General features: G+C 60.5%; 12 protein-coding genes. 7 read left to right on the top strand and 5 right to left on the bottom strand.

Annotated features, from left to right (window positions below):
* Positions 1-147: 147 nt before the first annotated feature.
* A complete protein-coding gene (gene fabB / locus OKC42_RS10545; protein WP_199428260.1) occupies positions 148-1,359 on the bottom strand; it encodes a beta-ketoacyl-ACP synthase I in 1,212 nt (403 codons plus the stop codon).
* A gap of 90 nt (positions 1,360-1,449) precedes the next feature.
* On the opposite strand from fabB, the gene mnmC reads away from it, so the two are divergent.
* Positions 1,450-3,468 (top strand): bifunctional tRNA (5-methylaminomethyl-2-thiouridine)(34)-methyltransferase MnmD/FAD-dependent 5-carboxymethylaminomethyl-2-thiouridine(34) oxidoreductase MnmC, encoded by a 2,019-nt coding sequence (gene mnmC / locus OKC42_RS10540; protein WP_199428259.1) that lies wholly within the window; start codon positions 1,450-1,452, stop codon positions 3,466-3,468.
* Positions 3,469-3,563: 95 nt separating this feature from the next.
* Here mnmC and OKC42_RS10535 read toward each other — a convergent pair whose 3' ends face one another.
* Both OKC42_RS10535 and OKC42_RS10530 read right to left on the bottom strand, forming a co-directional pair.
* Positions 3,564-4,160 (bottom strand): DUF922 domain-containing protein, encoded by a 597-nt coding sequence (locus tag OKC42_RS10535; RefSeq protein WP_064338058.1) that lies wholly within the window; start codon positions 4,158-4,160, stop codon positions 3,564-3,566.
* Positions 4,161-4,343: 183 nt separating this feature from the next.
* On the bottom strand, positions 4,344-4,808 hold the full coding sequence (locus OKC42_RS10530) for a hypothetical protein (protein WP_064338059.1): 465 nt from the start codon (positions 4,806-4,808) through the stop codon (positions 4,344-4,346).
* Between the two features lie 195 nt (positions 4,809-5,003).
* On the opposite strand from OKC42_RS10530, the gene dcuC reads away from it, so the two are divergent.
* The 5 genes from dcuC to OKC42_RS10505 all read left to right on the top strand — a co-directional run bounded on the left by dcuC (position 5,004) and on the right by OKC42_RS10505 (position 11,463).
* Positions 5,004-6,356, top strand: a complete 1,353-nt coding sequence (dcuC, locus tag OKC42_RS10525) for an anaerobic C4-dicarboxylate transporter DcuC (protein ID WP_005336914.1) — start codon at positions 5,004-5,006, stop codon at positions 6,354-6,356.
* Between the two features lie 91 nt (positions 6,357-6,447).
* On the top strand, positions 6,448-8,094 hold the full coding sequence (locus tag OKC42_RS10520; RefSeq protein ID WP_199428258.1) for a bifunctional metallophosphatase/5'-nucleotidase: 1,647 nt from the start codon (positions 6,448-6,450) through the stop codon (positions 8,092-8,094).
* Positions 8,095-8,281: 187 nt separating this feature from the next.
* Complete coding sequence (locus OKC42_RS10515) at positions 8,282-9,925, top strand: hypothetical protein (RefSeq protein WP_199428257.1); 1,644 nt, start codon at positions 8,282-8,284, stop codon at positions 9,923-9,925.
* A gap of 144 nt (positions 9,926-10,069) precedes the next feature.
* A complete protein-coding gene (locus OKC42_RS10510) occupies positions 10,070-10,573 on the top strand; it encodes a M48 family metallopeptidase (protein WP_005333421.1) in 504 nt (167 codons plus the stop codon).
* A 26-nt stretch (positions 10,574-10,599) separates the two neighbouring features.
* A complete protein-coding gene (locus tag OKC42_RS10505; protein ID WP_270819626.1) occupies positions 10,600-11,463 on the top strand; it encodes a DUF2927 domain-containing protein in 864 nt (287 codons plus the stop codon).
* A 177-nt stretch (positions 11,464-11,640) separates the two neighbouring features.
* Here the strand turns inward: OKC42_RS10505 and OKC42_RS10500 are convergent, their stop codons facing one another.
* Positions 11,641-11,892, bottom strand: a complete 252-nt coding sequence (locus OKC42_RS10500) for a DinI family protein (RefSeq protein WP_064338063.1) — start codon at positions 11,890-11,892, stop codon at positions 11,641-11,643.
* 74 nt (positions 11,893-11,966) lie between these two features.
* Entirely contained in the window at positions 11,967-14,393 is a 2,427-nt protein-coding gene (locus OKC42_RS10495) for a DNA polymerase II (RefSeq protein WP_064338064.1), read from the bottom strand.
* 166 nt (positions 14,394-14,559) lie between these two features.
* On the opposite strand from OKC42_RS10495, the gene OKC42_RS10490 reads away from it, so the two are divergent.
* The gene (locus tag OKC42_RS10490) at positions 14,560-15,054 is read left to right on the top strand and encodes a prolyl-tRNA synthetase associated domain-containing protein (RefSeq protein ID WP_064338065.1); all 495 of its coding nucleotides are present in this window, start codon (positions 14,560-14,562) and stop codon (positions 15,052-15,054) included.
* Positions 15,055-15,255 lie beyond the last annotated feature (201 nt).

Raw genomic sequence — 15,255 nt, 5'->3', positions numbered from 1 at the left:
TGCTCTGCTCTGCTCTGCTCTGCTCTGCTCTGCTCTGCTCTGCTCTGCTCTGCTCTGCTCTGCTCTGCTCTGCTCTGCAATGAGTGATGGCAGATCCCGAAGACAAAAAAAGCGCCCTGAGGCGCTTTTTTCATATCAACCGGATGATCAAGCTTTGAACTTGCTGAACACCAGAGAAGCGTTGGTACCGCCAAAGCCGAAGCTGTTGGACATGACGGTGTTGAGTTCGGCCACTTCGTACTCACGCACGATGGGCAGACCTTCGGCCTTCTCGTCCAGAGTCTCGATGTTGATGCTGGGAGCGATAAAGCCGTGTTCCATCATCAGCAGGGAGTAGACAGCCTCGTGCACGCCCGCAGCGCCCAGCGCATGGCCGGTCATCGCCTTGGTGGCAGAGATCTTGGGACCGTTGGCGCCAAACAGAGTCTGGATAGCTTCCAGCTCTTTGGTATCACCCACCGGAGTGGAGGTGCCGTGGGTGTTGATGTAATCAACCTTGCCCACACCCTGCATCGCCATCTTCATGCAACGCACCGCGCCTTCACCGCTCGGCGCGACCATGTCATAGCCATCGGAGGTAGCACCATAGCCAGTCAGCTCAGCATAGATGTGAGCGCCACGCGCCAGCGCATGTTCCAGCTCTTCGATCACCAGAATGCCGCCACCACCGGAGATAACGAAACCGTCGCGGTTCGCATCATAGGTACGGGACGCTTTTTCCGGCGTGTCGTTGTACTTGGTGGAGAGGGCGCCCATGGCGTCAAACTGGATGGTAGAGGACCAGTCCAGCTCTTCACCACCACCGGCGAAGACCACATCCTGTTTGCCAAGCTGGATCAGCTCAAGTGCGTGACCGATGCAGTGCGCAGAGGTGGCGCAAGCTGAGCTGATGGAGTAGTTGACACCCTTGATCTGGAACGGGGTCGCGAGGCAAGCGGAAGTGGTGGAGGACATGGTGCGCGGCACCATGTAAGGGCCCACACGCTTGACCCCTTTCTCACGGGCGATGTCCACAGATTCCGAGGTGTTCTTGCCGGAGGCACCACCTGAACCGACCACCAGGCCGGTACGCTCGTTGGAGACCTGATCTTCCGCCAGACCGGCATCTTCAATGGCCTGCTGCATGGAGAGGTAGGCGTAGGCCGCAGCGTCGCCCATGAAACGCATGACTTTACGGTCGATCAGTTCAGACGGATCGAGTTTGATGTTACCCCAGACACGGCTGCGCAGGTTGTGCTGCTCGAACTGCTCGGAATAGGTGATGCCGGATTTACCTGCTTTCAGGGAGGCCAGCACTTCTTCCTTGTTGTTGCCGATACTGGAGATGACGCCGATACCGGTGATCACTGCTCTTCTCATTAATTCATCTCGTCTGGAAAAACTGGCGCCAAGTCTACCCGCTTTCGGCTGCCAAACTGGTCTGCTTTCACGTAGAATGCCCGCGATTTTGTGACGCGAGCCGAGGAAAACGTGAGTCAAACATCCTTACATCATGCCCGATTGGACTGGAATGAAGCGGGAACTCCTGTCTCCAGTGACTTCGGGGATGTGTACTTTTCCAATGATAACGGTCTAAGTGAAACCCGCTACGTCTTTTTGCAGCAAAACCGGCTACCTGCGCGATTTTCGCACCACGATAGTGACAGTTTCGTGATAGGTGAAACAGGTTTCGGCACAGGCCTTAACTTTCTGGCGACAATGCAAGCCTTCCTGGAACAGGCGCCTCAATCCGGCAACGGCTCCCGTCTGCACTTCATCAGTTTCGAGAAATACCCCCTGACCCAAGACGATCTGCGCAAGGCGCTGGCCGCCTGGCCTGAACTTGGCCACTTGAGTCAGGATCTTGTCGCCCAATGGCCGCTGCCGGTTTCCGGTTGCCACCGCCTGCATTTTGCGGGTGGCCGCATTCGCCTCGATCTCTGGTTTGGCGATATCAAGGATATGCTGCCGCAGGTGCCTCATCGGGCAGAAGGTCTGGTGGATGCCTGGTATCTGGATGGTTTCTCCCCGGCCAAGAACCCGGAGATGTGGACACAGGAGCTGTTTGATGGTCTCGCTCGCCTCGCCCGTCCCGATTGCTCCATTGCCACCTTTACCTGTGCCGGTTTTGTCCGTCGCGGCCTGATTGCCGCCGGTTTTGCCATGAAGAAGGTGAAGGGCCACGGTAGCAAGCGGGAGATGCTGGTGGGGGATCGCACCGACAAGCAGCCGCAGCAGACCATCGCCCCCTGGTATGCCCGTCCTGCCGGACGCACTGGCGAGGTAGTGATCATCGGCGGCGGCATCGCCTCGGCCGTGACGGCGCTCTCTCTGGTGGAGCGGGGTCGCAAGGTGACATTGCTGTGTACAGATGGCGAACCGGCCACCGGCGCCTCAGGCAATCGTCAGGGGGCGCTCTATCCCCTGCTCAACGGCGAGCACGATGCCCTGTCACGCTTCTATTCGCTCGCCTTTGGCTATGCCCGCCAACGGCTGCTGGCGTTGGCCGAACGCCACCCTATCGCTTTCGAATTATGCGGAGTGACCCAGCTCGGTTATGACGACAAATCGGCAGCCAAGTTGGCGAAAATGAACCAGGGCCCCTTCCCGTCCGAGCTGATGCATCCCCTCTCTACAGCAGAGGTAGAGCAGGTGGTTGGCCTGCCCTGTGGCCACAGCGGCGTCAGTTACCCACAGGGGGGTTGGCTCTGTCCGGCCGATCTCACCCGAGCCGCCCTGAAAGAGGCGCAAGCCAGCGGCCTGCTGGAGGTCGTGTTCAACACCGAGGTGGTCGCTATTACTGAACTGGCCGATGGCTGGCAAGTAGAGAGCCAGGATGGCCGCCACTGGCAGGCCCCCAATCTGGTGGTCGCCGCCGGACACCAGTTGCCAGCACTGCTCCCCTTTGCCGAGCTGCCGCTCTATCCGGTGCGCGGTCAGGTGAGTCATGTGCCAACCTCAGCCAGCTTGAGTCAGCTCAACACGGTGCTCTGCTACGATGGCTACCTCACACCTATGCACAACGATCAACACTGTATTGGTGCCAGCTATGGCCGTAACCAGAGCAGCCTTGAGTTTCGTGCCGAGGAGCAAATCCAGAATCAGGTGCGGTTGCAAGCCTGCCTGCCGGAGCAAACCTGGCCCGCCGAAGTGGATGTGAGCGGCAACGAGGCGCGCGTAGGGGTGCGTTGTGCCAGCCGGGATCACCTGCCGGTGGTGGGGCCAGTGGCCAGATTGCAAGGTCTGGCGGATCACTATGCGCAGCTGCAGCATGATCAGCACAACGCCCAGCAGTTCCCCCTTCACCCCGGCCTCTATGTGCTGGGTGCGCTCGGCTCGCGGGGTCTCTGCTCGGCGCCGCTCTGTGGTGAGCTGCTCGCCAGCGAGATCTGCGGCGATCCCCTGCCGCTGGCCGCCGATCTGCTGGAAGCGCTCCACCCAGCCCGTTACTGGGTGCGCAAACTGCTCAAAGGCAAGGCGCTGGTCTGAACCGGACTCTGCAAGCAAATAGAATGGCCGCCTATCGGGCGGCCATTCTATTTATCAAATCGTGCGATGCTGGATATTGCGTCTTGAGATAGCGCTCACTTGGGCCAGTGCACCCCGAGCTGTTCGCCGTAACCTGTCTGACGCTGGAATCCGTCGAGCCGTCCCTTGACCTTGCTCAGCTCGCCACTACCTGCTGCCCACGCGGCATAGCGCAGTGCCTGACAATCTGCATGACCGGGTAATCCCGCAATCGCACCGCCCACCTGATTGGCCCCTTGCAGCACCATCTCCTTGAAGCGGGATTCGTAGTCAAACATGCTGGATAGCAGCCGCCCCCAGCGCTGGCGGGCAGGCTCGTTACTGTTCGCACTCTGACGCCAGCGGGGCAGCAACACGGTGGCGTTGGTGGTTACCGTCACCCGGTTGAGCTGGCAGCGCCCCGGCAACTGCTCGGTATCCAGCTGCCAGTCCACCTGATAACTCGCCTTGCCGAGTACGGGCTTGCCATTCACCTTGGGGGCACTTTGGGCAATCGCCCGGGCAAGCTGCTCCGGACTGGTTGCATTGACCTCATAAAAACGGACATTGATGCGGGACTCTGGCACCACTTGCGGCCGGCTCGGCTGAGCCTGACTCATCAGGGGCAACAGCAACAACCCGACCCCCACTACTCCATAAACCTTGCTGACCATGCCAGACTACCTTCCTTGATTGCACGGGCGGAGTACCAACCTTGGTGAACCCCACCGCCACACAGATGACGGGTATAGCCTATGTGTGACGACGAGGCGGCGCAACACAATGATGCGCCCAGAAATCAGAGCACGCTCACAGGTTGCGTGAGCAGAGTATGGCACAAGGCCAAAACTGTATTTTTATTGAGCATGACGGCTGATGCGCTGCCAGTCGAGGTGATAGTTTTTCACATTGATGTCATGACCATCTATCTGAATAAAATGATCATTTTTAAGGCGGTTGGCAAAAAAGTCCTGATCTGCCCCCTCATTGAGCCACAGCTCGCAAAGTCCCCGTTTTCCCTCTTTGGCATAGAATCTCGGGGTGACCAGCAGCGCGACCCCATCTACCCGGATGGCATGACGGGCCAGGCAGTTTGCTTCGGTGGTTTTGGATGCCAGCGCGGCAAAACGGGGTCTGTTCCCCTCGGCAACCACCAGTACCCCATAAGAGTGAGGAGCCATGAGACGCCGCATGGCGACCGCCTGATGAGGACCGGTTTGATGAAAACCGTCATTGGTTACCGCAAACACGCAAGTAGGTGAAAATAGCATCGCAAGCAGGAAAATAGAGCGTTTAATGCCTGAAAAATCACCAATCGCCATATAAAAGCCTCAAAAGACAACCAAGGCTGGCAAGGGTAGGTAGCCAAACCCGCTGGGTAAAGTACCTTTACCTTTCTTTAATTCTGTTCATGGGGTTAAACGTTGATTTAGCTCACACAACATCCTGTTTCCAGTCGCCACTCTACCCCTATCGGAATAGACTCCCTCCACTCTCATCCAATCAGAAGGCAACATATGCTGGAACTCATCGTTGGCACCCTGGTCACCCTGGTGGTGGGCCGTGCCATTTTCAAAGGATACTCCGCGACCGGGGTGCTGCTGAGCGGCGGCTTGCTGCTGCTGGTCATCACCGCCATGATGGGCAAACCGGTACTACCGAGCAAGGTGGTCAGCACCGGTTATATCGCAACCGATATCTTCGAATACGTCCGCTTCCTGCTCAATGACCGTGGCGGTGGACTGGGGATGCTGATCATGGTGCTGTGCGGCTTCGCCGGCTATATGAGCCATATCGGTGCCAACACCATTCTGGTCAAGCTGGCCAGCAAACCGCTCGGCATCATCAAGTCCCCCTATATCCTGCTGGTGGCTGCCTATCTGGTGGCCTGCGCCATGTCGCTGGCGGTCAGCTCCGCTACCGGCCTCGGCGTGTTGTTGATGGCCACCCTGTTCCCACTGATGGTCAACATGGGGATCTCCCGTGGCGCGGCTGCGGCCGTGTGCGCCTCGCCAGCCGCTATCATTCTGGCACCGACCTCCGGTGACGTGGTGATGGCCGCTCAGGCCGCCAACATGCCGCTGCTGGATTTTGCCTTCAAGCTGACCCTGCCCATCTCGCTGGTGGCGATCGCCTGCATGGCGGTGACCCACTTCTTCTGGCAGCGCTACCTTGACCAGAAATCCGGTGAACACAACGAGCCGGTCGCACCGGGTGATCTGGTGACTACCGCCCCCGCTTTCTACGCCATCCTGCCCTTTACCCCCATCATCGGGGTGCTGGTGTTTGACGGTAAATGGGGTCCGCAGCTGGATATCGTCACCATCATCGTCATGTGCATGGTGTTGGCCAGCCTGCTGGAGCTCGTGCGGATCCGCAATGGCAAGGAGCTGCTGGATGGTCTGCAGGTCTGCTGGCGCAACATGGCTGACGCCTTTGCCGGTGTGGTCATGCTGCTGGTCGGTGCCGGTGTCTTCGCCCAGGGTCTGATGACCATCGGCTTTATCGACACCCTGCTGGCTCACGCGCAGGATCTCGGTTCCGGCGGCCTGATCATGATGCTGTCACTGGTGGTGATCACCACCCTGGCCGCCTTCACCACCGGTTCGGGTAATGCCCCCTTCTACGCCTTCGTGGAGCTGATCCCCAACCTGGCCAGCAGCCTTGGCATCAACCCGGCCTATCTGGTAATCCCGATGCTGCAAGCCTCCAACCTGGGTCGCACCATTTCTCCGGTCTCCGGGGTGGTGGTCGCCTGTGCGGGGATGGGCAAGCTCTCGCCGTTCGAAGTGGTCAAGCGCACCAGTATGCCGGTCGCCGTCGGCCTGCTGGTGGTGATCGTCGCCACCCAGATCATGGTTCCCGCCTGATCGCTGACCAGCCCGGCACCCTGCCGGGCTGGTATCCTCCCCCCCCTTTGCAGTAGACTCGGTGCTCATTTTCCCCCTAAGGAGGACCGAGATGAGTATTACGGTTCAACTTGCCCATTTCAGTGATTGCCACTCCCACTTCGATGGCGCGCCCATGAGCTTCTCCCCTGTCGGTGAAGGCCAATGGCGCACCCAGTGCGGCGGTTATGCCCGGATCCTGACCCGACTGACCCAACTGCGTGCAAAAGCCGCAGCTGCCGGCCAGCGTTTTCTGTTTCTGCACGGTGGCGACTCCTTTCAGGGCTCGCTCTATTTCAACCGCTTCAAAGGGCGCGCCAACGCCGACCTGCTCGCCATGCTGGCCCCCGATGCCATGGTACTTGGCAACCACGAGTTCGATCTGGGCAACGGCCCGTTGGTGGAGTTCTTGCGCCAGCTCGATTTTCCGGTGCTGGCCGCCAATCTGGACAACAGTCAGGAGCCTGCCGACACGCCACTCGGGCTATGGGATATTCCCCACCTCTACGACGCCCATCAGCCCTGGCATCGTCGGGTGATCGACGGGGTTCCCTTTGCGCTGCTCGGCATCACCCTCGCCCAAATGGCTGCCATCGCCAACCCGGATCCCCACACCCGTTTCCACGCGGTCGCCGAGACCCTCACTAAAGTGCTGCGGGAGATCAAGCGCGAAGGGATCCACCATATCGTGCTGCTGAGCCACCTCGGGCTGGATCAGGACAAGCTGCTGGCCGAGCGCTTCCCCGAGCTCAGCCTCATCATCGGCGGCCATACCCACAGCCTGCTCGGCGATCTCGCGCCGCTGGGTCTGCCAAGCGAAGGTACCTACCCGCTGATGAACAACGGGGTGGCCATTTTGCACGCTGGCCACAGCGCCCTCTGCCTCGGTGTCTGCGAGCTCACCTTCGATGAGGCAGGCCGCGTCGTGCAAAGTCAGGGGCAGCTGGAGTGGCTCCCCTGGCAGCCCTGGCCATTTGCCTCCACCACACCCGCCGGGCTCACCTTCTGCGAGCCGGATCCACAGCTTGAACAACATCTGGCCAAACGCTATCGGCCTGAGATAGAGACCATGAGCCAGCGCATCGTCACCCGACTGGCGGCGCCACTTCCCCATCAGCGGCTGCCGGATGCCACCCTGCCCCACGGCAGCCAGCTCGCCCCGCTGGTGGCCCGCGCCATGCTGACCGCCGCCCGTGAACAGGTAGGCGAGGTGGACTTTGCCCTGCACAACGCTGGCGGCGTGCGCTGCTCGCTGGAGCCGGGCCCCCTGAGCGAAGCAGATATCGCCGGTCGCCTGCTGCCGTTTGCTATTCCCCTCACCCTCTATCGGGTGCACGGTCACGAGTTGGCGGAAGCGCTGGAGAATGCCATCGACAACGCCACCAACAACGGCGTGGTCGGCAATGGCAACGGCAGCTTCCCCTACACCGCAGGGGTGCGATTCACCTATCAGGCCGATCGGCCCAAGGGTCAGCGCATCACCCGACTGGAGTGGGAAGCCGCCCCCGGCCAGTGGCAAGCGGTCAATGCCGAACAGGTCTATCGCGGAGTGTCGAGCGCCTATACCGCCTCCGGCAAGGAGGGTTACACCGCACTGGCGCGTACCCTGACCCAGCACAATCAGGAGCTCGGCATCACCCTGGCCGACGCCTTTATCCGCTGGGCCCGTCACCTGCCGACACTGGAAGCGCAGCCGCCCCTGCTTGAGTACCTAGGCTGATGCAAAGGGGAATGGCTTTGCCACATCCCCTGACGGCCAATATTGCCGCAGCCAGCGCCCGGTTCCCTGCAAGAACCGGGCTTTTTCGAGAATATTTGCCCCACACAGGCCTGCCCCATTGCATCGCACTCACTAGCTCGGCAAGATAGGCCCGCTTTCAAGACCAGCTGCAGGAACAGGCGACTTCATGAATCACTCCATCCGTTTCACTCCCCCTCGCGTCAACCCGGGTATCAAGCCAGCCATTGTGCTGCTGACCGCCTTGCTGGCGCTGCTCTTCTGTCTGCGCAACCCGCTCTTCCACGCCATGGCGCCGGGCTTTGATGCCTCGCTATTCGCGGTGATGGGCAAGATGTGGAGCGAAGGTGGCGTGCTCTATCGCGACATGATCGACATCAAGGGGCCGATGATCTTCGCTCTCGACGCGCTGGGCTATGGAATGGGGGGATTTGTCGGGATCTGGGCGCTGGAGTGGGTGCTCTGCTGGCTCGGACTGCTGGCAAGCTGGCAGGCCTTTGCCCAACTTGGCCTTTCGTTCAAGGCGCGCCTTGGCGCCATGCTGGCGGTGCTGGCTCTCTACGGCACCCGTTACTACTACGGCAACATGACCGAGGACTGGACCTTCCACCTCGCCCTCATCGCCCAGTGGGCCTTCATTACCCTGCTGCTGGACAAGGGATTTCGCTGGTGGCCGGCACTGGTGGCGGCACTCACCTTCGCCATCGTCGCCTGGATGCGCACCAACAACGGCGCCTTCTGGGGGGCCTGGTATCTGGTGCTGTTCTGCCACTGGTGTCTGCATGAGAAGTGGCGTGACGCCATTCTGCTGCTCATCTCCAGCCTGCTGGGGCTGGCGCTGATTGGCGGCCCGCTTTACGCCTACTTCCAGCAGCATGATCTGCTGGCGGCCTTCAAATACTACGCCTTCGACATCTTCTTCGAAGGGAGCTACGGCAATGGCTTCTCTCCCATGGTGGGCGCCGTTGGCCTGCTGCGCACCGGCCTTGTGATGCTGCTGCCCGCCTTCATCATTCTGATGCTGAGCCGCCGTCAGGAGTGGTATCTGCCCGCCTTGCTGGCGACCCTGTTTGGGGTGCTGTTCACCCTGATCGCCAACTCGGTCTCCGGCCATGTGTTCGATCACTACGACGTGCTCTATCTGCAACTGGCGGTGCTGCCGCTGGCAGTATTGCTGGATCGCAGCGAACAGCAGGCAGATGCCATCGGCCTGCTCTGCATCTCGCTGGTGGTGCTCACCGCCAGCTGGCTGCTGGCCCAGCAACTCGCCTTTGGCTGGAGCACCAAGGAGTGGTCCCTCGAGCGGGTCAACGAGGTGCTCGGCACCAGCCTGCTGTGGGCGCTGCCGGTGCTGATCCTCATCCCCCTCTGGCGCGCCTGGGATGTGCGCAGTGCCACCCCCTGGCTGGCGACGCTGGCCATGCTGCTGCTGATGATCAACAACGCCTGGGAAGGCACCCTCAAGGGTCGCCCCTTCAATCCGGCGGCGCAGGTAAGGGTCGATCGCATCAAGGCCGAGACCAGCCCGAGCGACAAGATCTGGGTCGATGGCATCCAGCCACAATATTATCTGTGGACCGATCGCCAACCGGCATCCGCCTATCTCTTCTTTGCCAACGTCAATCCACCCTATGACGTGCGCGAGCGGGTGCTGGCCGATATCCAGCGCCAGAATCCGAAGTTCATCATCGCCAAGCCGGATCGGGTGAGCGAGGAGCTGAAAAAACCGAGCTCGCCTTCCCATCTCGCCTTCTATCAATACCTGACTAGCCACTACGAAGAGGTGGATCCGGGTCTCTATCGCCGACGCTGATCGTCAATACGCCCCGCAGGGCGGCCATTGTTGCAATGGCCGCCCTTTTTCTTGCGCCAAAGCCCCTTGCAGCGACGGCCAGCAGTAGGCAAGCCCGCCCGAGATAACTACAATGACGCTCTTTTTGATGTAACGAGTGACACCATGGCGGAACTGACTTATCTGGGCGGCTATCCCGACCCCCTCAAGGCACAGGTACAGCAGCTGATTGCGGCGGGCAAGCTGGGGGAGATGCTGGCCAAACGCTATCCGGAGAGCCACCAGATCCAGAGCGACAAGGCGTTGCTCGCCTACACCATGGAGCTGAAGAACCGCTACCTCAAGAGCTCGGCGCCCCTGTCAAAGGTGGTGTTCGATGGCAAGATCAACGTGATCAAGGATGCCCTCGGCCTGCACACCTACGTCAGCCGGGTGCAGGGCAGCAAGCTCAAGGCCAAGAACGAGATCCGCATCGCCGCCCTGTTCAAGGAGGCACCGCCCCCGTTTCTGAAAATGATCGTGGTGCACGAGCTGGCCCATATCAAAGAGAAGGATCACAACAAGAGCTTCTACCAGCTCTGCCAGCACATGGAGCCCGACTATCATCAACTGGAGTTTGATCTCAGGCTCTGGCTCACCTGGCGCGATATCGACAAGGCCAACCGCTAGGCTGACAACCGTTTCAGGGAGGAAACATGTCATTTGCCGCCACCCCCTTTAGTGCCACGCGCTTTATTGCCACTTTGGTATTGGCTAACGTGAACCGTACTGCTCGTCCCCGCTTCACGTCACGCAGGTTGCTGGCCCTGCTGCTTCTGCTCGCAGGCCACAGCGCCCGGGCCGATGAGCGCTGGCAGAGCGATAGCTATCTGGTCGAGAGCTTTATGGCCATCGCCATGGAGCGGGAGTATGGCGAAGCCAGGCAGACCCGTTTCGCCCGCTGGCAGCAGCCGATCCGGCTGCAGCTTCTCAACGAGTCGGGTGACAAGCCGCTACAGGCCGACGTGGTGAAGGTTCAGGCGGCCCATCTGGCCCGCATCACCGGCCACTCCATCAGCATGGTGGCCGCAAAGCCCAACCTCACCCTGATCATGACCGACTACAGCAAGATGAAGAGCTGGGCCAACCGCACCATGGGGGGGGACCCATCGGTCAAGATGGCGCTCAAGGAGGGGCTCTGCCTTGCCAACTTCGCAACCAATGCGAAACACGAGATCAGCCGTGCCACCATCATCATTCCGGTAGACTACAGCCGGGCCAAGGGGCGTTTTCTCGACTGCGTGGTGGAGGAGTTCACCCAGGTGATGGGGCTGCCCAACGACTCGGACAAGGTGTTTCCCTCCATCTTCAATGACAACAGCATCGACAGCTTTTTGACTGGGCTGGACTATGTGCTGCTCAAGATGGCCTATCACCCTGCCCTCAAGGCCGGGATGAGCAGCGACGAGGTACGTGCAGCCCTGCCGCTCGCAATCAAGGACCTGCGCGCCAAAGGGGAGATCCGCGAAGCCAATCGCCGGGTGCAGCAGCAGAGCCTGAAAAGCTGGGCGGGGTTGTAACGGGCCAAGCTCAACCCAAAGCTAGAAAAACCACCGCGAGACTCTCACCACCCACAAAAAACGCAGCCACCTGGCTGCGTTTTTCGTTGTATGGGTATCAGCAGTGCATTAGCGGGCATGCCTGTTTATCCGCCGCCCATTTATCCAACGCCCGAGTTATCCACTGACAGTGCGGGATCAGGAGGCGACGTTCTCTTCCGGCATCCAGCTCTCGGCGTTCTCCCACACCTCCTGCACCATGGCTTCGGCCAGCTCTTTGTCTTCCTTGCTGGCACGGCTAACGGTCAGGGCCATGGCACTGCCCGGCGCGACCCGCACATGGATGTCGGGGAATTTTTCGCCAAGCTGCTTGAGCAGCTCCTGACGCAGCGCCTCCATGGTCGAGGTCGGGATATGATGTTTTCTGTCGATGATGATTTCAAGACGCATAGGAAACTTCTCCATGATTTATAACTGTATTTTTATCCAGTATTCATGGGAAGTAAAGTGCCAACTTGCAGCAATCAGAAAAGATCCAGCTGCTGACCGCAGATCCGGTCGAACGACTCGCCGATAAAGGGGAGGATGGCGTCGGCAATGGGTCGCAACTGCTTGTCGATATAGTGTTCGTAATCGATGGCGCTGCGCCGGTACTCCAGCGGTTCTGGGCCATTGAGGGTCATCAGATAGGCGATGGAGCCCCGATGCTGATAGCGCTGGGGCAGACCGCGGCGCAGGTTCTCCTCATCGGCCAGCCGCGCCGCCCGCACATGGGGCGGTACATTCTTCTGATACTCCTCGAGCTTCTGGCGCAGCCGTTTGCGATAGATAAGCAGATCGTCGTGACGACCGGCACGAGTCTCATCCACCATGGTGCGCACATAGCCGCTGGGATCTTCATCGTGAAACACCAGCTCATAGAGGCGGGTCTGAAACTGCTTGGCCAGCATGGTCCAGTCGGTGCGCACCGATTCGAGCCCCTTGAACACCAGCTGTTCACTCCCCTCACTGGCCTTGCCAACCAGACCGGCATAGCGCTTCTTGCTGCCCTTCTCCAGCCCGCGGATGGTGGGCATCAGAAAGCGGCGATAGTGGGTCTCGTACTGGATCTCGAGATAACTCGGCAGGTCGAACTCGCGCCTGATCAGTGCAGCCCAGTTATCGTTGATCATTTGAGCCAGTCGCTGGCCGATCTCGTCCGCCTCATCGGGGCTGGTCTCGCGCCCCAGATGAACAAAGGTGGAGTCGGTGTCGCCATAGATCACCTCGAACCCCTTCTCTTCAATCCACTCGCGGGTCTGCTGCATGATGCTGTGGCCACGCAGGGTAATGGACGAGGCTAGGCGCGGATCATAGAAACGGCAGCCCCCCGACCCCAGCACGCCGTAGAAAGAGTTCATGATGATCTTGATGGCCTGGGAGAGCGCCTTGTTGCTGGCGGCCTTGGCCCGATCCCGCGCCGCCCACAAGGTAGCGATGAGATCCGGCAAGAAGTGCCGCTCGCGGGAGAACATGGCACCGCGAAAGCCCGGAATGGCGTGCTCGGGATGCTGCAGCCCCTCGATGAGCCCCATGGGGTCGATGCAGAAGGTGCGGATGATGCTGGGGTAGAGGCTCTTGAAATCAAGTACCAGCACGTGGCGATAGAGACCGGGTTTGGAGTCCATCACATAACCGCCGGGGCTTGCCAACCCACCGTCGGCCGGCAGATTGGGGGCCACGTAGCCGCCACGATGCAGCCGCGGCAGATAGAGGTTGGTAAAGGCCGCCACCGAGCCCCCTACCCTGTCCAGCTCAAGACCGGTGAGGGAGGCGCGCTCGATGGCAAAGGGGATAAGGTGGCAGTAGTCGAAGATCTCCCACACCAGCTTGCAATCTTCCAGGTTATAGCGGGCCAGCGCCTCCTTGTCGGAGTGGAACAGCTCGGTGATCTTCTCCCCCCGATTGGCCACGTCCTCGATATCCTTGCCACGGCCGAGCAGTTCGCTCGCCACCGCATCCAGGCTGTAGCTGGCAAACTGCCAGGTGGCGCTTTTGAGGGTATCGATGCCGTCGAGCACCATGCGCCCGGGAATGATGACGTTGCCGGTTTGGGGATCGCCCCGTGACGAGCGCCAGAAACAGAGCTCGCGCCCCCGCCCGAGCCGCAGCCGCCGCTTGTTAAGCTCGGCGCGGCGTAGCAGCAGGCGAAAGTCAAAGTTGACCACGTTCCAGCCAATCACCAAGTCGGGGTCATGCAGACTGAACCAGCTCTCCAGCGCACTCAGCAGGGAGCTCTCGTCCTCTACCCACTGGACCAGGGTGCCCCAGCTCTCGGCATCCGCCTCCGGGGTGCCGATCATGATGACCCGCGCATCCTGCTCACTATAAAGACCGACCGAGAAGAGGGCCCCGTCCATGGCGCACTCCACATCCAGCGACACCCAGGAGAGGGTCGGTGTCACCGCCTGCGGCGCGCAGCGTGCCTCGTTCACCTCCCAGTAGCCCTGCTTGCCCCCCTTCTTCACCGCCCGGCCATCGAAGCGCACGCCAGCGGTGATGAAACGCTCCATCAGGAAGCGCTCCGGCAGCCGGATATCCGCCTCGAAGTGCTCCAGCCCGCGAATGAGCAACAGCTCGATGGCGCGGTGAAAGGCGCTCAGGGTAGCGAAATAGCAGCCCACCACGGGGCGACCGTCGAAGGTGTGCATCGGCAGGCGGCGAAACCGCCCGCTCACCCCGGCCCCTTTGAACAGCTCGGCGGCTTCTGCCATGTGGCTCTGCGGCAAAAAGAACACCGGCTCCTGCCCCGGCACCACCACCCGCACCGGCCCCTGCGCGCTCCAGAGCCACATCACGATTTCGGTGGTTGCAGGCTGCCCGTTGCGACCGCGCACGTCCCGACCGTGGCGGGTCAGGATAAAACCGTCGAGGGGCGGAGTGGCGGGTACGGTGGGCTGGGTTGCAGTCATGAAGCGTAAAGGGGCTGTCCGAGAATGGGACTATTGTACGTTCATACAGTGCCTGCTCGCAATCATCACGCTGGCTGCGAGGCGGGAGTCAAACTGGTAAGCTCGATCCGGTCGTTATTCCCGCCCATCCCGTTCTGACCACTCTTCGCCGACGAAAGGAGTCACTATGGCAATCTATTCCCTGCTGGATCAGCTGGCTATCCCCTACCAGCGCTTTGACCATCCCCCGGTGTTTACCTGTGAGGAGGCGAGCAAGTTGCTGCCCGACCTGCCCGCCGCCAAGACCAAGAACCTCTTTTTGCGCGACCCGAAAAGCGAGCGGCTGTTTCTGGTGGTGAGTCCGGAGGAGCACCGGGTCGACCTCAAGGCGCTGGCAGCCATGCTCGGGGTCAAACGGCTGAGCTTTGGCTCCCCCGAGCGGCTCGATGCGGTGCTCGGCCTCACCCCGGGATCGGTGACCCTGCTCGCCATGGTGCGCGACAGGGAAAAAGCGGTAGAGCTGGTGGTGGACGAGGCCATCTGGCAGGCCGAACAGGTGCAGTGCCATCCGCTGGTCAACACCGCTACCCTGATCATCCGCCTCAACGACGTGCGCCGTCTGCTGACCCATCTGGACAGGGAGGCCATAGTAATGCGCTTGCCTGCTGCAACCTGCGATTAGCACAACGTCTGGCGGTTGGGTTCACCCTGCCGCCAACACAACCACCTTTCACGCAGCGAAATTGACTGACAAGACAATAAAATGCCCTCTTGCGCTCTGATAAATCGAGTCAGCAGTTGCCATCGTGCAAGAAGTCGGAGGTGAGCACATTCGGCCATTTAACCCATTGATAATAGGTTGGATTCATGTTGTGATCGGCCA

The organism is Aeromonas sp. Y311-2, assembly GCF_027706025.1.
GTDB lineage: Bacteria > Pseudomonadota > Gammaproteobacteria > Enterobacterales > Aeromonadaceae > Aeromonas > Aeromonas veronii.
Note: the sequence above shows the minus strand (reverse complement) of the source record. Positions and strands in the feature narration are given on the sequence as shown.